This window comes from Planctellipticum variicoloris (genome assembly GCF_030622045.1).
Classification (GTDB): Bacteria; Planctomycetota; Planctomycetia; order Planctomycetales; family Planctomycetaceae; genus Planctellipticum; species Planctellipticum variicoloris.
Map to the genome: position 1 here is coordinate 1,966,916 of NZ_CP130886.1, position 17,512 is coordinate 1,984,427.

A 17,512-nucleotide genomic window follows, 5' to 3' on the forward strand; every position below is an offset into this window, starting at 1 on the left:
TCCGCTCAGGACGCCGCTTCGACGCCAAGCGTCTCCCACGTGTAAAGCACCGACTCCGGATTCGCAAATGTCACCACAGTCTTCCGACCGCGCGACGCCGCAAACTCGATCCCCGCCTCTTCCAGCGTGCGGACGTGATCGCTTTCCCGCTTGAAGTCGCAGTCGTCGGGAACCGCCCGCCACCATTGCAGGTGCGGCCAGTCTTTCTTGATGGTCTCGATGCAGGTCGCCAGAGTCTTGCCGTCGACGCCAGCTTTGAAGCCCGCACGCCCGGCAATTTCCGAAAACGTCGCCAGCTTGTCGATCTTTTTCAATTCCCACAGAATCTCGGCAACACATTCCGACCGAAAAGATGCCACAGTCCGCTCCTCCGCAGGCCAAGCCGGGAGACATCCGGGGCCACATTTGCTGTTCCAGCCGGCCCGGTCTCACAGGGCTCTCGACGAACATGCCTCGTCACCAAAGCAATTCTCCATAATTGCCTCTCGACAGCAACATCCACGCTACTTCGCGCAAGGCAGCGGAACAACCCCCGAATCCTCCCTTCTCCACCAGTTCCGTGAAACCTTCAAGAAGCCCCCTCCAGCGGTTGACACTGGGGAAAACGACCGCTAGAGCTACAATTCCCCAAGTTGCGGGCCCCCGACGGAGTCGGGCGGCTGCAGACTGCGAGCTCCAGAAGTCCCCCCGCCGTGCCCAGCGCCGCTGACGAGTCTTCTCAACTGCCGTCGAACTGGGCACTCATCCGCCGGATGATCGGCCTGGGCTGGATCTATCGCGTCGCCTGCCTCCGCGTCATCGTCCTGCAGAGCCTGCTGGTCCTGCTGGCCCTCGCCGGACTGAGCCTCACCGGCTACGGAATCGACGTCCTGAGGCACCGGCTCACCCCCGGCGACGCCGTTCCGACCGGTCCGCTCGGCTGGTCGCCTCCGCCCGAGTGGTCTGCGTTCGCCACAATTTCAGTCGTCGCCGGCACCGTCCTGGCGCTGGCGTGTTTCAATGCCCTGTTGAAATTCGTCGCCGCAGTCGCCACCGCCGACCTCGCCCAGCGGATCGTCGTCCGGCTGCGAACCGACGTGTACGACAAACTCCAGCGACTCAGTTTTCGCTTCTTCGACGACCGCGACAGCAGCTCGATCATCAATCGCGTCGCCGGCGACGTGCAGGCCGTCCGCAGCTTCATAGACGGCGTGCTGATCAAAACCCTCACGGTCGGCATCTCGCTGGCGGTCTACCTGGCCTACATGCTGTCGGTGCACGTCCCGCTGACCGTGGCCTGCCTCTGCTGCTCTCCCCTCCTCTGGTGGGGGGCGATCGGGTTCGCACGCACGGTCCGCCCCCTCTACAGACGGAGCAGCGAACTCGGCGACAACCTGATTCTGACCCTCTCCGAGAGCGTGCAGGGGATCCAGGTCATCAAGGGCTTCGCCCGGGAGCCTGCCGAACAGGCGCGCTTCGAAGCCGCCAACCGGGCCCTCCGCGATCAGAAGTACGACATCTTCCGCCGGCTCAGCGTCTACCAGCCCCTGATGGGCTTCCTGACGCAGATCAACCTGCTCGTCCTGATCGGCTACGGCGGCTGGTTGGTCGTTCAAGGACAACTTCCGCTCGGCGCCGGGCTGTTCGTCTTCGCCAACCTGCTGCAGGAATTCGCCGCTCAGGTCGGCCAGATGATCAATATCGCCAACAGCGTGCAGACGAGCCTGACCGGCGCTCAGCGGGTCTTCGAAGTCCTCGACGCCCCGGTCGAGATCGCCAGCCTTCCGCAGGCCCGGCGGCTGGAGCGGTCGCAGGGGGAAATTGCCTTCGAACACGTCTCGTTCGCGTACGTTCCGGGAGAACCGGTGCTGCTGGATGTGTCGTTCGAGATCCGCGCCGGGGAATGCCTGGGAATTGTCGGCGAAACCGGCGCCGGCAAGACGACCCTCCTGTCGCTCATCGCCCGCTTCTACGATCCGGACGCCGGCCGGGTGCTGATCGACGGCGTCGACCTCCGCGAACTCGATCTGCAGGACCTGCGGCGGAACATTGGCCTCGTCTTTCAGGAGAGCTTCCTGTTCAGCAACACCGTCGCTGCAAACATCGCCTTCGGACTGCCCGACTCCGACCGCGAACGGATCGAACGGGCGGCCCGGCTCGCCTCGGCCCACGATTTCATTCAGGATCTCCCGGAAAACTACGAAAGTCTCGTCGGAGAGCATGGCTCCAACCTCTCGGGAGGGCAGCGGCAGCGTCTGGCCATCGCGCGAGCGCTCCTGCTCGACCCCCCCATTCTGCTGTTCGACGACGCCACGGCCGCCGTCGACGCCGAAACCGAACACGAGATCCAGCAGGCTCTGGAGACGTCGCTCGGCGGACGGACGACTCTCCTGGTGTCGGGCCGGGTCAGCGTGCTGAAGCACGCCGACCGGATTCTCGTCCTCGAGCGGGGCCGGATCGTCGAACTCGGGTCGCACGGCGAGCTCATGGCCCGCGATGGCGCCTACGCCCGGCTCGCCAGAATGCAGGTCGTCGAGGACGAACCCTGCGGTGCCGCGGAAGGACCCGCATGACGACAGTCTCCTCCCGGGCGGCGCTGACGCGCGTCTCCAGTCGCGATGAAGCCGAAGCGGACCAGCGGCCGCTCGACTTCCGGCTGATCGCCCGCGTGCTGGGCTACACCGCCCCTTACGCCGCTCAGCGGAACTGGCTGTTCCTCTGCGTGCTGCTGCGATCGGTGCAACTGCCGGGCCTGACGTGGGTCGTCGCGGCAGTCATCAACGGACCGGTGCAGCAGGGCGACTCTGCAGGCGTCTGGCTCGGCGCTCTGGCCTTCTTTCTGCTGGCTGTCTTCACCCAGATCGTCATGCACTTCCGCCAGCGGCTCGCCCTGGAACTGGGCGAAAGTGTCGTCGGGGACCTCCGGAACGCGATCTTCGCGCACCTGATGAAGATGACCCTGGCCGATTTCCAACGGACGCGCGTCGGACGGATCATCAGCCGGATGATCTCCGACATCGAAGACGTCCGAGTTGGCGTGCAGGAAGTCCTGTTCGTCAGCCTGGTCCAGGTCGGCCAGATGGCGGTCGCCGCAGCGTGCATGGTTTGGTACGACTGGCAGCTCTTTCTCATCGTGCTGGGACTGGCCCCCGTCCTGTGGACGATCAACCGCATTTTTCACCGGCGGCTCAGCCGGACCCTCCGCGCCATGCGGGATTCCTTCAGTCGGGTCACGGCGACGCTGGCGGAATCGGTCCTCGGCATCCGCGTCACGCAGGGCTTTGTGCGGCAGGATACCAACGCCCGCCTGTTCGGGGATCTGGTCGGCGATCACTCCCGCTACAATCGCCAGGTGGCGCACACGCAGGGCCTGTTCCTGCCGCTGCTGGAGCTCAACAGCCAGATCTTCATGGCCGTGTTGCTGGTGGTGGGGGGCTGGCGGGTCCTCCAGCCAGATTCCGGGCTGACGATCGGCGAACTGGTCGCCTTCTTCTTCGTGGCCCATCTCTTCTTCGCTCCCGTCACCGTCCTCGGCAATCAGTACAACCAGGCGCTGACCGCGATGGCCGGGGCCGAACGAATCTTCAAACTGCTCGACCAGGAACCGGCCTGGAGCGACGCCCCGTCGGCTCGACCGGCGCCCCCTCTGAGCGGCGCCGTGGAGTTTCAGCAGGTGACGTTCGGCTACGACCCCGACCGTCCCGTCCTGCACGATGTCTCGTTCTCAGTCACGCCGGGGCAGAGCGTGGCACTCGTCGGGCAGACCGGCAGCGGAAAAACCACCATCATCAATCTGCTCGCCAAATTCTATCTGCCGCAGTCGGGCCAGATTCTTGTCGACGGAATGGACCTGCTCGAACTCCGCGGCGACTCGCTCCACCGGCAGTTCGGACTCGTCCTGCAGCAGAACTTTCTGTTCCACGGGACAGTCACCGAGAACATCCGCTTCGCCCGACCGGAAGCCACTCTCGACGACGTTCGGGAGGTCTGTCGACGTCTGGATTGCCTCGATCTCCTCGAGGCGCTCCCGGCCGGCCTGGAAACATCGGTGGGAGAGCGGGGCAGTCGGCTCTCCCTGGGCCAGCGGCAAATGGTCTGTTTCGCGCGGGCCCTGCTGGCGGACCCCGCGGTTTTAATCCTGGACGAAGCGACGAGCAGCATCGATGTCGCCACCGAACAGCGCCTGCAGCGGGCCCTGGCCGTCCTGCTCGCCGGCCGGACGAGTTTCATCGTCGCCCACCGGCTGAGCACGATCCGCAGCGCGGATCTGATCCTCGTCCTCGAACACGGCCGGATCGTTGAACGCGGAAACCATGCCAGTCTGTGCCGGCAGGGGGGACTCTACGCCCATGCCTACCGGCGATTCGCATCGGCGACCCGCTAAACCCGGACGATTGGCCTGAAAGTTGCGGATCTTCCGTGCGGGAGGTCGCTCCCCGGAAGTTTGCACGGGAACGCCCGGATCCTCGGTGCACTGTGGCAGAATGCTGCATACAATAGGAGCGTTCGCCGGAGATCGTCGGAGTTCGGGGGATTGCAGGCGTTTGTACTTTTGACCGCCCGCGCTCTTCGCCGAACTCCTGAATCAGTTCGAAGGATCGAGGAATTCGTCCGCGTCGTATCGGGCCTCTTCGCGGCGGCTGGGAATCTGAGTGGTAATGTTCGCCGGTTTCCTGGAATCGGGCATCTGCCCCGAGACCGACATCGGCAGACTGTGATCGAGATGTGGTGGACTCCTGAGGAGGTTCGGAGTCATGTTCGACTTTCAACGCCGTTGGCTCTGTGGCCCCGCGGTTCTGGCGTGCGGATTCGGGCTCGCAACCTGTGACGTTGCGGAGGCGCAGCGCCGCCCCCCGAGAGGCTCGCAGTCCCCAATGCCCATTCCTGAGACGGACCCGGCTTTCGGACCCGGCCCGTTCAGTCCCGCTCCCTTCATCCCCGTTCAGCCGCTCCCCGAAGGCGCGCCGCTGCCGATCGGCACGGTCGGCCCCCCCCGACCTTACTATTATCTGCCGCCGACCGCCTTTCGCGCCCCCACCGAATTCACGGCTCAGTCGCAGGGCGGCCCGCGCCTGGAACGCGTCCCTGCGCCGGGCAATGGAGGTCCCTTTCCGGCGCTCGACGCCGCCAGCCCGACGCCGCTCCCGGAACCCCCGGCGGAGCTGATTGCCGATTCCCGAGGATATCCGCTGCAGATTCTCATGTCGGAGAAGTTCATCAACCGGCTGATCTCCCGGCGCGATGTTCAGCCCGGCGAGATTCAGGACTTCATTCTGGGCGCCCAGGTCACCGGACAACAGGTCACCGAAACCCGGTTGCGGATCGACCTGCGCCCCTCGCGCGAACAGGCCCGTGGCGAATTCGTGCTCGACGGCCAGATCGACGGCATGACCACCGGCACGACAGAGCAGGCGATGGTCAATACCGCCGTTCAACAGCAGTTCCACGCCGTCAAAGAGGTCCTCTTCGACGGCGAGCAGTTCTCAACCCGCCGGGCGGTCGTCGCCGTTCGGGCCCACAATCAGACCCTCAACGCCCAGACCGCGTTGACGGGCAGCTTTATCGGCGGGATTGCCGACAGCATCGCGATGCGCGTCGCGGAACGACGCCGTCCCGCGGCCGAAGCCATCGCCCGCCAGAAGGTCGCCGACAAGGTCTACCCGAGCTTCAACGGCGAAGTCGACAAGCAGCTCGCCAACGCCAACTCGGCCCTCACCGAGCAGGTTCGCACCCGCCTGGAATCCGCTGCATTCCGGCCGGAATCGCAGCGGCTGGTGACGGGCGAGACGGTTCTTCACTGGGCCGTCCGCTTCCCCGGTGCCCCCTCGGCCGACGAAGTCGGCGGTCCCCCTGCGGAGCTGATTTCTGACGCCGGTCTGAATCTGTGCGTCCATGAGTCGCTGTTGAATCAGATCGGCGGCCGGGCCGGGCTCGGGGGCCTGCAGACCACCGATCGCCAGCTCAAAGACGTCGCGGACCGGCTCCTCCGCCTCGTTCCCGGCAGCGAAGTCTCCGAGAGAACCTCCGCAGGAGCTCTCGGCCAGGTCGAAACGATGATCGAATTCGACGCGAAGCGACCGCTGGAGTTCGAAGCCCGCGACGACCAGATGACCGTCCTGATCCGCGCCACCTTCAAGCCGGCGGGGCAGTCGCTGCTCCCCCCGCTCCTCATTCGGATTCCCTTCCGACTGGTCCTGCACGGCGACTCCTACGAACTGACGCACGCCGCAGTGACCGTCGAAGCCGAGAACGGCGCCGAACTTCCGGCCGTGCTGGGGTCGCTGACGCAGAACGCCATCGAAGCCAGCCTCCCCAAAGTCCGCTTCCCGAAGCAGGTTCCTCAGGCCGGCTGGAAGCCCGGCGACACGCCGCCCGACCTGGCCGCCGTGCAGACCGACGCCGGCTGGCTGTCAATTCGCATCGAATAACTCCCCGCGGTTCAACCCGCAGCCCCAACGTTTCTCACGACCCTGTTTTCCCCTCGTTCCCAGGCTCCGCCTGGGAACGCCCTCTTCGGACGCTCCGCGTCCTCTTCTCACTCACCACCAGCCACTCCTCTTCCCACCCTCCCCGAAGCCCGATCGATCCCGGCGGTATCTCATCGAGTGCGGCGGGTGGCTGGGGACGGGCGACTGCGACCGCCCCCAGCGAATGCAAACGGGTTTCAATCCTGCGGACTCGAAGCCCCGCCCCCAACCGCCCGCCGGCCACCTGCCCGACTCAAAACTGGCCTGTTCCTCACCAGCCCTCGCACCGTCACTGCGGCCCCGCCTGTGGTCCGGATTCAGCCGCGAACGTGTCGCGGGTGATCGGAATCCAGTCGTGCGGCGGCTCGACATCCAGAATCTCATCCGTCAGGCAGTACCAGTAAAACCGCAGCAGCGGTCGCGCCGGCGAGTCGGGCGCCCGGTCGAGCACCGACCGGAAATCCGCCTTCGCGCCCCCCACATCCCCCTGCTCGAGACGGAGCAGAGCGCTGTTCAACGTCGTCTGTGACGCCAGGGCGGCGTACTGCTGAAACGCCTCCGTCAGCGACGCAATCTGCATCAGCGGGAATGCATCCTTGCCGAGATAGACCATCGACGATTGCGAGAACGGCAGCGTCGCCAAAATTCCCTCCAGCCGGAGCCGGTCTCCCTGCAGCACCTCCTGCTGCATCCAGCGCGTGGCGCGCAGGTAGTCGCCGCGGGTCTGCGCCACCATCGACGCTGCGATCCGCCAGTCCCCCTGCTGCCCGGCCCCGGGAGTCTGTTCCAGAGCGTCAAACACCTCCTCGGCTTCCACCAGCCGGCCCGCTTCATACAACCAGGATCCGAACAGCATCATCGCTGCCGGATTCTGGCTCCGTAAAACAGGATCGTCTTCAAGGATCTGCAGACCGCTGAGAAACAGTCCGGAATCCGCCAACGACGACGCAACGCGGAGTTTGTCGGCAGTGTCCGCCTCCTGTTCGCGGGCGCGGTCTTCCAGCCGGAGGACGGCATCCGCCAGTTGAGATTCCAGCCCGTTGATCTGATCGCGCCGCACCAGCTCGTCTTCGCTGGGGTTCTCGGACAGCGGAGTCAACCGCTGCACTTCACGAATCTGGCGGAGCGCCAGGTCCAGTCGACCGGCCCGTTGAAAGAGTTCGAACAGTTCCGATCGAATTCCCGGCTCGTCCGGCCGCAACTCCGACGCCTGAGTCAACGCCCCGATCGCCTGGTAATACCGGAGTCCGGTCGGCGCCAGTTGCGTGTTCGACTGAGCAAGAATCATCCGTTCGATCTGCTCCAGTGTCAGATAGGCCTGTCCGAGCAATTGAAACCCCATCCCGGAATTCGGAGCGGCCTGCAGACCCTCCTGGAGGCGCCGAATCGCAATCAGCACGCATCCCACGCGAACCTCCAGCGCCATCTGCTGAATGCTCGCCATCTGCAGATAGTGGGCCGCCGCCTGCATCGGTTCCGGGAACCGCGATTCCGGCGCCGAAAACAGCAACTGATAGCGATTGGGCGCCATGGGCCACGGTCGCGGCATCGCCTCCAGATCCGGCTCCGCGTCCTGAAAGGCCTGCTTCCGTGGATTGAATCGATGCCCACCCAGAAACTCCTGATACTCGGCGGACCCGCCGGAAGTCCGGTGGAAGACGGCCGTGGCGCCGCCCAGGAACGACAGTTCCCACCCGTTGGAGCTGAGCAGATCCCGGAACGAAACGTAGTCCGGCAAAACCCCGGGACGCTGATTCAGTCGAGGCATGACGTGCGTGATCTGGTATTTTTCGAAGACTTCGCGAACGGCTTCGGCCGCTTCGCGGGCCTGCGGATTCGCCAGTTCGCGGATCGCCCGGCGCGTCTGGTCGTGAAGATTCAGAATCCCCCCGTCGGCAGGGTCGTAAAAGAGCGACACGCGGCTGTCGATGAAGGACTTGCGCCCCGCCCAGATCAGCAGATCCCCCTGTCGAAACTGTGTGTGAAAGGGGCGGTCGTCATACTCGGACTCGGCCGCAATCTCGTAGCCATCCATCAGATCCTGCAGCTCGGCGGCGAATCCGACCCCGGTCCGCGTGCCGTCCGGACCGTCGATCCGCCCGCTGACAGTCAGCCACGCGAGACCGAAGAGTGTCAGCACGGTCACCGCCCGTCCGCCACGCGAAAACAGCAGCTCGCTCGTGCGGATCGAGTAGACCTGGCCGAATCGCACCAGATACCACGTCTGAGCGTTCACGGTGCAGATCATCGCATTGACAATACTGGCCAGCGCCAGCTCGTGAGCCGCCGCGACGGCGACGGCATTCGCAAACGCGAAGGCCGCGACATGTGCGAGTGGCAGGCGGGCTCGATTCAGAATCATGGAGGCCGCCGTCAGCACCGCCAATGCCAGCGCGGCGACGGTGGAGTGGTTGAGCTGTTGCCAGAATTCCGGGGCGGTCAGGGGAAATGCCCAGAGATCGTCAGGGCCGAGCCGGCCGGGCGCCACCGCCCGCCAGCCGGGATATTCCAGCGCATACAGCCGCCACGGGGCCGTCCACACGGACCACAGTTTCGGGTGGAGCGCCGAGATCAGAATTCCGAGGACGGTCCCCTTCCAGTATCGCGACAGCCCTGCCCCCGCAGCGCCGGAGGGCTGCAGCAACCGTGACAGCCACAGCCCGGCCCCAAACGAAAGCAGCAGTCCCCAGCCCAGGCAGACCCGGACATCGAGCTGCGCCCACAGCCAGAGAATTCCGACCATCGGCCAGATCGCCTGGTCTTCGGGCCGCTCCTGCCAGCGCACCAGCCACCAGCACAAAGCCGCGGTTCCCAGCAGCGTGACGATCTCCGGCTGCAGCGTGAACTGGTTGTAACAGGCCAGCAGCGCCAGCACCGCGCAAATCGAGCCCCACCAGGTTCGAACATCCGGACGGCACGCATGGACGAGTAAAACAGTCGCCGTGGCCGCGAGCAATCCCTGCCAAACGGACAGCCCGACGCTGCCCGTCAATCCGTAGACGCCCGCCGTCGCCAGATCCCACAACCACGAGAGATGCATCCAGGGGCGATCCGTCGCCGTATAGGAAAGCGAGTCGGTCGACGGGGGCCAGAAACCCTGCGACGCCAACTGCTCGCCGGAGCGAATCTGGACCAGCACCGGCGTTTCTCGGATCTGCGACACTCCGAGCAGCAACGCAAGGCCGACGACGGTCCAGCGGAGGACGAAATCGCCCCGGATTGCCTCGTCCTCGACCAGCTCGGGGGTCAGCGGCTCCCATTCGGGAAGGTCGGACTCGACGGCAGGCAACGCGGCGGATTCGGCTTCGTCGGGCGGAGCATCCGCAGGAGGGTGGTCTGCCGGATGCGGATCATCGACCCCGCCGGGCTGTGCGTCGTCTGACACGTTGATTTTCTTTCGGGGGCAAGACGTCGAAATGGTGGAGGTGCGTCGCTAGAAAGAACTGCGACAAAGACTTGCGTCCATGCTAGAACCCGCCTTCCGGAGCGGTCAAGCAAGTTTGGCGGCCATCGCACGCGAACTCGAAGTTCCCCCGCGCCCCGCCGGAGATCTGGGAAAAAACAAAAACAGGTCGGCGCGTCTGGAACGCGCCGACCTGTTGAATTTTCGACGGAAGCAGCGGACGACTACTGCTTGATCGGAGTCCACGCGGCCTGCTGCACCGGCCGTGCGACAGGGGCCGCCGTGCCCGGGGCCGGTGCGTAAATCACCGGCTGCTGCGGCATGGCAGATGCCGCCGCCGGCACGATCATCGACGGAGCCGCACCCTGAGCAGGTGCCGGAACCGCAAAACTCTGCGGCGGCACAGTGCTTTGCGGAACCTGGGCAGTCGACGCCGGGCTGGCGCCGGGAGCCGCGACCATGGCGGGGGCCGGGGCGGCGGCGCCGGGGCCGGAGACGATTGTTCCGGGGAGCTTCTGGAATTCTTCCCACGAGACCTGGACCGACTGTCCTGGGACCACTGGCTGCGGCAGCATGACAACCTGACGGCCCTGCATCATCATCTGCCGCGCCGCGGCTTCGCTGGCTGGCACAGGAACCGGCGGCGCCGGGGCGGTGTCGGCGGGAATCGGCGTCGGCGCGGATCCGGGAGCGTAGTTGCCGCCGCCGGGGTAGCTTGATCCGCCAGCGCAGCCACTGCAGCCCCCGGCCGCCGGAGTGCCGCAGTTGCCGCCAGCGCAGTTGCCAACGCCGTCATAGCTGACAACAGATCCGCCGCAACTCGAACATCCGCAGCCGCCGTCGCTCCAGCCGGAGTTCCGGCACTGGTTGCGGGATCGCCAGGCGTCGATTTCGCCGTGCATCCAGTTGGAGAGGCCGCAACCGGCGAGGGGGCGGGAGCAGGGGTCGCAGGGGTCCACGCAACTGTGCAGATGGCAGCAGCCCACTGAAGAGAACAGAAGCACGGCGGCTGAGCACAGCGACAGGCGGAAGTTCATGAGAATCCCTTCGGGCGACGGATTGCACCTCGTCCGTGGAGGCGCAAAAAAGACTGGTCACTCTCAGAGATCGGCGTTCCGCGTGGTAAAGTTTAACGATTACGCCGACTTTTCCGATTTTCTTGCCGACAGTCTTGTTTTCGGCGTAAGTTGCTTCTGGGAAGACAGTTAATCCGATTGCGGCATGGGATTCTTACGAATTTGCTGGCAGGCGGTGGCGAACCGGGCTTCAAAAATCCGGATTCCCGGAAAAAATGGGTGAACCTTTTCCACCGGTGCGTCGTCTTAGGGGTACAGGTCATTGCACCATGTTCCGCCTGTTGTGTGGAACAGCGTGACCAAAGTTACCGACCTTGGAAGGCATCAGGAAAGGTTTAGAGCTTCCACTCGGTTTCTCTCTCTCCCCGCAGGACTGCGTCCAATACGCAGGAGGTGTCCCGATGAATCACACTCACGGCATTCATTCCGCTGTTATTCCCACCGTCGCTGGCCATCAGGCCGGTCTGGTTGCTGGGTTTGCCGCGAATGCCTATCGGTGTGCGGGATCCTTCTCGGACGTCAGTTCGAAATGTTCCGACGCCGCGGACTCTATGCGCAGTCAGCGCGAGTCCTCTCTTGAACGCGGCAGACTCCGTACGGGCTGGTCAGGTTGGCAGGGTACGCAGACCCAACCCACCACCCCGCCCGTCACAGTGCCAGTGGTACCTGTAGGCCAGCGCCTACCGGCGCCAGCATGGGCAGCACTGGTACTCAGCCGCAGCATGTGCGGCTAGTTCGCAGAGTCTTCGGAATTTTTCGTCGTTCGGGTCGTCATGACGCCCCGCCGCCTGGTTCGGGTCCCGCGATCGAGTCGCGGTCCAGTCCCGATTCAGCCACGCCTCCGCCTCTCGGAGATTTCCGGGATGCTCGGGCGTTCGCGGCCGGTGTGTCAGCGATTCGATGTGCCTGAACAGGCGACCAGACCGTCGGCGTCAACCAGGACGTCTGCGCCGCCGGGATTGCATGGGGATACGCATCGCTATGGAACCTTTGGAACAGAATCAGATTGCCGCTCTGGTGCAGGAAGCCCAGGGGGGAAGCCGGGAAGCGTTCGGGGAACTGGCGCGACAGTTCGAGAACACCGTGTTCGCGATCGGCCTCCGCCGGTTGCGGAACCGGTCCGAAGCTGCGGAATTGACGCAGGATGTCTTCATCCAGGCGATGCGGAAGCTGCCTCAGTTGCGGGAGCCCGAGCGGTTCGCCGGCTGGTTGCGACGGATTACTGTCCGGATGGCGATCAACCGGGCGGTTCGTCGGCCGCCGGAAATCGCTCAGGATCCGGACTTCCTGGGAGGAATCAACGGGGCCGCGACGACTCCGCTGGAGAACGTGCTGAGCAACGAGAATGCGACGCAGGTCTGGAGCGGACTGAACGAACTGCGGGAGCTCGATCGGACGACGTTGCTGGCCTTCTATTTTGAAGGTCAGTCGCTGATTGAGATGAGCGATCGGTTCTCCAGCCCGGTGGGAACCATCAAGCGTCGGCTGCACACGGCACGGAACCGCCTGAAGGAGGTCCTGCAGAGCCATATGCAGCCGATCTGAAGGCTGGTCGCGACGGGCGAACGATACGGAATCCCGTTGACATCACGGATGACTGATGCGATTCTGCGGAGCAGCGCCCTGCGCGGTGCTGCTCCGCAGTCTTCTTTTGAGTCGCCCCATGAAGCCATTCCGTCCGGACCGCCTGACGCGGCGCAGCGCATTGCAGGCGGGGAGCCTGGGGCTGTTCGGTCTGCAGTATCCAGAGTTGCTGGCCGGCCGAGCCCTGGCGGCCGAATCGGCGAGCCTGCTGCCGCGTTACGGGCAGGCGAAGGCCTGCATTCTGCTGTTCATGTGGGGCGGACCGGCTCATCAGGACACGTGGGATCTCAAACCGGATGCTCCGGCCGAAGTGCGCGGGCCGTTTGCTCCGATCAGCACGGTCGTGCCGAACATTCAGATCTGCGAGCACTTTCCGCTGCTTGCCCGGAGAACCGACAAGCTGGCGATCGTGCGGTCGGTGACGCATGACAATGTCGATCACACGACGGCGACGCACTACCTGCTGACCGGGCAACCGCCACCGCCCGTCAGCGACCTGCGTAAAGACTGGCCGAGTATCGGTTCGGTGGTGTCGCGAGCGGGCCTCGGTCGGCCGCCGTTGCCGCCGTTCGTCTCGATGCGGCCCAAGCTTCCGAACGACGTGCCCAGGTTCGTGGAAGAGAGCCATGGGCAATTTGCCGGCTGGTTAGGACCGACGTTCGATCCGTTGACCATCGACGCCGATCCGTCGCTCCCGGACTACCGGGTCGGCGATTTTGCGCCGCAGCCGGGGCTTTCGACCGACCGGTTGAATTCGCGGCAGAGCCTGCTCGAAGCGATGCGGAATCCTCGGGCGTCCTGGCAGACGCAGACGGGGCCGCGGGCGGTTGAGGACCACTATCACCGGGCCTTCGACCTGTTGGCCTCCCCGGCATCACAGGCGGCGTTCGATCTGACGCGGGAAACGACCGAGGTCCGGGAGCGCTACGGACAGAACCCGCACGGTCAGTCGGTTCTGCAGGCCCGGCGCCTGATCGAGCGAGGCGTCCCTCTAGTGACGGTTTTCTGGCCCAACGACGGGATCAAGAACGTCAGCGTCTATTGGGACACGCACTCCCGAAACTTCATCGATCTCCGCGAGCGACTGATGCCGGTGGCGGATCAGGCGTTTTCTGCATTGCTGGATGACCTTTACGAGCGTGGGCTGCTTGACGAAACGCTCGTCGTCTGGACGGGGGAGTTTGGACGGACGCCTCGAATCGGCCAGCGGAACAGCGATGCGGGGGCGGGGGCGGACGGGCGGGATCACTGGCCCGGATGCTTTACAACGGTTTTGGCCGGGGGAGGGATTCAGGGGGGACAGGCGTTCGGTTCTTCGGATCGATACGCGGCCTACCCGGCGACGCATCCGGTCAGGCCGGTGGATGTGGTGGCGACGGTCTACCACCTGCTGGGGGTGCCGCCGCACTTGGAGCTGAGCGACTCGCAGGGGCGGCCGCAGGTTGTCTGCCCGGGTCAGCCGATTTTGCCGCTTTTCGCCTAAGCCATCTGACGGCCAGATGTTGCAGCGACTGGAACGGGGCAATCGGCCAATTGTCGCAAGTCCTGTAACAGCGGGATTTTGCGAAATTCTGGTGAGCGACGTCCTTTTTAATCGGCGTCCAGAGACCCATCTGCGTATTAATCTGTCAGTGGAGCCTCCCAAAACTGGGAACGCAGGCAGGTGCCCTTGGTGAACATACTGACGTCGATGGGAATTGTCCCCGATTTCGGCAATTGATTCATCCTGAGTAGTGCGAATTGCGTTCTCAAGGGACAGGGGCCGCTCCCATGCGGGCTGCTCGAGAGTCGCAAAGCAGGAGGTGTCATCATGCCGCGAAAAGATGCTCTGGTTCGACTCCACGCTCGTCTTGTCGCACAGCGGAATGCGCTGCGAGAAAAGATCTCGGATGAGATGGGATTGGCGTTTCTGGACGACGACGGAATTAACGATATTGGCGAAACCGCCAGCCAGGTGGAACGGGCGGAACTTCACACGCAACTCGCCGCTCTGGAGAGTCGCGAGCTGGAAGAGATTGATTTTGCCATCACAATGATCCGTGAAGGCCGTTACGGAACCTGCCAGCGCTGCCAGAAGCCTATACCGGTAGCGCGGCTGCAGGCTCTGCCGTCCGCCACGACCTGCGTCGAGTGTCAGCGGCGGTCGGAAGAATCCGGTGGCGCTGAAGGGGTCGAAGAGAACTGGGCGGGCGCCATGGAGTATGAACGCCGGGGAATGGACGAAGAACCGGAACTGCTGGAGTTCGAAGAAATCGAATCCTGACCGGAACGGACAACTCCGGATTGCGTTCTCAGCAGACGAGCGGGATGCTTACCTCAAGCGGTGGGCATTCCGCTCGTTGCTTGCGCGGTGCGCTATTTCTGGCGGCGCATTCGGGAATATCGTTCGGATCGAATCGGACCCGGAATTCCCTGCGATCGCCAGAATCCTGCTTCGACTGGAGCACGTCGGCGTCGGTCGTCGAAGACAGGAAATTGGACGAGACATCACATGATAGAATCCCGGACGTCCGGAGCGGGTTTGAGGGAGTTGCCATGAGACAGCGATCGCTGATCTGGATCGCGAGTGGAGCCCTGGCCGCCGGCACGCTGCTGGGAGCCGGGCTGATGTGCCTGTGGGGGGAGAGCCGGTTGCAGGCCGACGCCCTCGACAGGGATGCCGCCGAACGCGCTTACCAGGATCTGGCCGGTGAGATGGGGCCGCTGCAACTCGGGAGCCAGCATCTGGCGAAGATTGCCGCCCTGACGACGCCCAGCGTCGTGCACATCCAGAGCGAACGCCAGTCGCAGTCCCGGGGGAAGATCGAAGAGACCGGCTCCGGCGTGATCCTGGCGAGCACCAAGGCGGAAGGCTTTTACGTCGTCACCAACCGGCACGTGATCGACGGCGCAACACTCCCGAATATCACGATTTCTCTCAACGACGGTCGCGAGATTCACCCGGATCGGGTCTGGCAGGATGCCGCCACCGACGTGGCCGTGATGAAAATCTCCGCCAGCGGCGTGGTCGCGGCCAAATGGGGCGACAGCAACCAGATCGAAATCGGAAATATGGTGCTGGCGCTGGGAAGCCCGTTCGGGCTGAGCCGATCGGTCACTTTCGGCATCATCAGCGCCAAAGGGCGTCGGAGCCTGCGACTGGGGGCGGCGGAAGTTCTGAATCAGGACTTCCTGCAGACCGACGCGGCGATCAATCCGGGCAACAGCGGGGGACCGCTGATCGATCTGCAGGGGCGGGTGATCGGGATCAACACCGCGATCGCTAGCAGCGGCGGCGGGAACGAGGGGATTGGCTTCAGCATCCCCTGCAATCTCGCGCAGCGCGTGATGGAGCAGCTCCTCGAACATGGCGCCGTCCAGCGGGCCTATCTGGGGGTCAGGCTCGATCCTGCGTTCGACAGCAAGACGGCGGCGCGCCTGCGGCTCGATCGCGTCCAGGGGTCCCGCGTCACCGAGGTCTATCCCAATTCGCCGGCATCGCGGACGAACTTGCAGTTCGACGATGTCATCCTGACCTTTGACGGCATCGAGATTCAGGACGAGAACCATCTGATTAACCTGGTCAGCCTGACTGCGATCGGCAAAGAGATTCGACTGACGGTCTGGCGCGGCGGCCGGAAGCTGACGCTCAAAATCGTACTGACCGACCGGAAAGAGATGCCGCAGCAGACGAGCGAGGCGCCTTCTGAGCCGGGGATGGGAGTCCCGATCCGGCAGATGGGGCTGACCGTTCATCCGCTGGACGGGGACCTGGCCGAGCAACTGGGATTCGAGCGCGACACGCAGGGGTTGCTGGTGCTCAAGATCGATCAGGACAGCCCGCTGGCGTCCGACCTCAAGTTGTACGACCTGATCGAGAACATCGGGCAGATGCCGGTCAAGAACGTCGCCGATCTGCAGTTTGCTCTGGAGCAATCGAGTTCCAGCGCGAGCGTGCTGCTCAAGGTCAGCCGCGGCGGTCGGAAGGAGCCGGTCGGCCAGCTCGTCGTCTGGCGCCGCTGAACGTCGCGGACTGACGCCTCGCAGAATTCCGGTTAATCCCGCGCGCCACCGCCGGTTTCCCATCGAGAGGAACCGGCAACAGCTCAACTGGCACGCGGGATCTGATCGTGAACGGCATGGCGTGGACCTATCTGATTTATCTGGGGCTGTGCGTCGCGATCACCATCTGGGTGGCGCGTACCCTGCGGCGTAACGGCGTGACATTTCTGACGCGGGTCGGGAACGACGCCGAGCCCGATGCCGTCCTGGCCGATGCGCTGTCGCACCTGCTGATCGTCGGCTTCTACCTGGTCAACCTGGGAGTCATCAGCTTTCTGATGCGGTCGGAGCAGCGAGTTGTCGATGCGCAGGAGTCGATTGAACTGCTCAGCAGCAAGGTGGGGATGATTCTGGTGGTGCTGGGGGCCATGCACTTTGCCGTCCTGGCGGTTTTTGCCGCGGTCCGAAACCACGCGACGGTCGACGATCGCCCTCCGCTGCGCCGGCACTCTGTCAGCGAGCTGACCGCCCGGCGGCAGGCATTTCGGGATCACGCCTCCCCCTCCGAACTGCAGTTCGACGGTCCGGTCGACGATTCGCCGCAGGGAAGCAGGCCATGACTCCGGCGGTCGGGGCGTATCTTGTTTATCTGGCGCTCAGCCTGGGAGTCACGGTGTGCGTGGGGCGGACGCTGCATCGTCACGGTCGACCGTTTCTGGTCGAGGTTTTTGCGGGGCGGACCTGGCTGGCTGACGCGACCAATCATGTTCTGCTGACCGGCTTCTATTTGACGAATTCGGCACTGGTGCTGATGTTTCTGACCGTCCGCCGACCTCCGGCGAGCTGGGATGCCGCCCTTGTGAGTCTGGCGTTCCAGGTGGGCGTGGTGCTGATGACGCTGGGGGCCATGCACTTTGCCAATGTGGCGAGCCTGCTGGGGGTTCGGCGCTGGCTGGGGCGGAATGGAGGAGAGCGAGTCGCGAATAGGGAATAGCGAGTAGCCAGAAGAAGACGCTCAGTAA

At 64.3% G+C, this 17,512-nt stretch carries 12 protein-coding genes; 9 read left to right on the forward strand and 3 right to left on the reverse strand.

What is annotated here, in order from left to right; genetic code table 11:
• Positions 1 to 5: 5 nt before the first annotated feature.
• Positions 6 to 359: a hypothetical protein gene (locus SH412_RS07775; protein WP_336522942.1), complete on the reverse strand. Its 354-nt coding sequence runs from the start codon at positions 357 to 359 to the stop codon at positions 6 to 8.
• Positions 360 to 692: 333 nt separating this feature from the next.
• Between SH412_RS07775 and SH412_RS07780 the strand changes: the two genes are divergently transcribed.
• From SH412_RS07780 to SH412_RS07790, 3 genes are all read left to right on the forward strand, one after another.
• Complete coding sequence (locus SH412_RS07780) at positions 693 to 2,552, forward strand: ABC transporter ATP-binding protein (protein ID WP_336522943.1); 1,860 nt, start codon at positions 693 to 695, stop codon at positions 2,550 to 2,552.
• Positions 2,549 to 4,363: an ABC transporter ATP-binding protein gene (locus SH412_RS07785; RefSeq protein WP_336522944.1), complete on the forward strand. Its 1,815-nt coding sequence runs from the start codon at positions 2,549 to 2,551 to the stop codon at positions 4,361 to 4,363. Before SH412_RS07780 ends, SH412_RS07785 begins: the two co-directional genes overlap by 4 nt.
• Before the next feature lie 490 nt (positions 4,364 to 4,853).
• Positions 4,854 to 6,407 (forward strand): hypothetical protein, encoded by a 1,554-nt coding sequence (locus tag SH412_RS07790; protein ID WP_336522945.1) that lies wholly within the window; start codon positions 4,854 to 4,856, stop codon positions 6,405 to 6,407.
• Positions 6,408 to 6,735: 328 nt separating this feature from the next.
• Here the strand turns inward: SH412_RS07790 and SH412_RS07795 are convergent, their stop codons facing one another.
• Together SH412_RS07795 and SH412_RS07800 are read right to left on the reverse strand one after the other, a co-directional pair.
• Positions 6,736 to 9,831, reverse strand: coding sequence for a tetratricopeptide repeat protein (locus tag SH412_RS07795; protein WP_336522946.1), 3,096 nt, complete (start codon positions 9,829 to 9,831; stop codon positions 6,736 to 6,738).
• A 242-nt stretch (positions 9,832 to 10,073) separates the two neighbouring features.
• Positions 10,074 to 10,886: a hypothetical protein gene (locus tag SH412_RS07800; RefSeq protein ID WP_336522947.1), complete on the reverse strand. Its 813-nt coding sequence runs from the start codon at positions 10,884 to 10,886 to the stop codon at positions 10,074 to 10,076.
• A gap of 1,020 nt (positions 10,887 to 11,906) precedes the next feature.
• Between SH412_RS07800 and SH412_RS07805 the strand changes: the two genes are divergently transcribed.
• The 6 genes from SH412_RS07805 (at position 11,907) to SH412_RS07830 (ending at position 17,484) form a co-directional block, all read left to right on the forward strand.
• The gene (locus SH412_RS07805; RefSeq protein WP_336522948.1) at positions 11,907 to 12,470 is read left to right on the forward strand and encodes an RNA polymerase sigma factor; all 564 of its coding nucleotides are present in this window, start codon (positions 11,907 to 11,909) and stop codon (positions 12,468 to 12,470) included.
• 118 nt (positions 12,471 to 12,588) lie between these two features.
• Positions 12,589 to 13,992: a DUF1501 domain-containing protein gene (locus tag SH412_RS07810; RefSeq protein WP_336522949.1), complete on the forward strand. Its 1,404-nt coding sequence runs from the start codon at positions 12,589 to 12,591 to the stop codon at positions 13,990 to 13,992.
• A gap of 327 nt (positions 13,993 to 14,319) precedes the next feature.
• Positions 14,320 to 14,772 (forward strand): TraR/DksA family transcriptional regulator, encoded by a 453-nt coding sequence (locus SH412_RS07815; protein WP_336522950.1) that lies wholly within the window; start codon positions 14,320 to 14,322, stop codon positions 14,770 to 14,772.
• A 272-nt stretch (positions 14,773 to 15,044) separates the two neighbouring features.
• On the forward strand, positions 15,045 to 16,511 hold the full coding sequence (locus SH412_RS07820; RefSeq protein ID WP_336522951.1) for a trypsin-like peptidase domain-containing protein: 1,467 nt from the start codon (positions 15,045 to 15,047) through the stop codon (positions 16,509 to 16,511).
• A gap of 107 nt (positions 16,512 to 16,618) precedes the next feature.
• Positions 16,619 to 17,110, forward strand: coding sequence for a hypothetical protein (locus tag SH412_RS07825; protein WP_336522952.1), 492 nt, complete (start codon positions 16,619 to 16,621; stop codon positions 17,108 to 17,110).
• The gene (locus tag SH412_RS07830; protein WP_336522953.1) at positions 17,107 to 17,484 is read left to right on the forward strand and encodes a hypothetical protein; all 378 of its coding nucleotides are present in this window, start codon (positions 17,107 to 17,109) and stop codon (positions 17,482 to 17,484) included. Before SH412_RS07825 ends, SH412_RS07830 begins: the two co-directional genes overlap by 4 nt.
• Positions 17,485 to 17,512: the final 28 nt, after the last annotated feature.

What these genes read in the sequence shown, in the direction of transcription:
- SH412_RS07805 (WP_336522948.1), top strand. Translation starts at nt 11,907, where the DNA reads ATGGAACCTTTGGAACAGAATCAGATTGCCGCTCTGGTGCAGGAAGCC.
- SH412_RS07830 (WP_336522953.1), top strand. Translation starts at nt 17,107, where the DNA reads ATGACTCCGGCGGTCGGGGCGTATCTTGTTTATCTGGCGCTCAGCCTG.
- SH412_RS07815 (WP_336522950.1), top strand. Translation starts at nt 14,320, where the DNA reads ATGCCGCGAAAAGATGCTCTGGTTCGACTCCACGCTCGTCTTGTCGCA.
- SH412_RS07785 (WP_336522944.1), top strand. Translation starts at nt 2,549, where the DNA reads ATGACGACAGTCTCCTCCCGGGCGGCGCTGACGCGCGTCTCCAGTCGC.
- SH412_RS07820 (WP_336522951.1), top strand. Translation starts at nt 15,045, where the DNA reads ATGAGACAGCGATCGCTGATCTGGATCGCGAGTGGAGCCCTGGCCGCC.
- SH412_RS07800 (WP_336522947.1), bottom strand. Translation starts at nt 10,886, where the DNA reads ATGAACTTCCGCCTGTCGCTGTGCTCAGCCGCCGTGCTTCTGTTCTCT.
- SH412_RS07810 (WP_336522949.1), top strand. Translation starts at nt 12,589, where the DNA reads ATGAAGCCATTCCGTCCGGACCGCCTGACGCGGCGCAGCGCATTGCAG.
- SH412_RS07790 (WP_336522945.1), top strand. Translation starts at nt 4,854, where the DNA reads ATGCCCATTCCTGAGACGGACCCGGCTTTCGGACCCGGCCCGTTCAGT.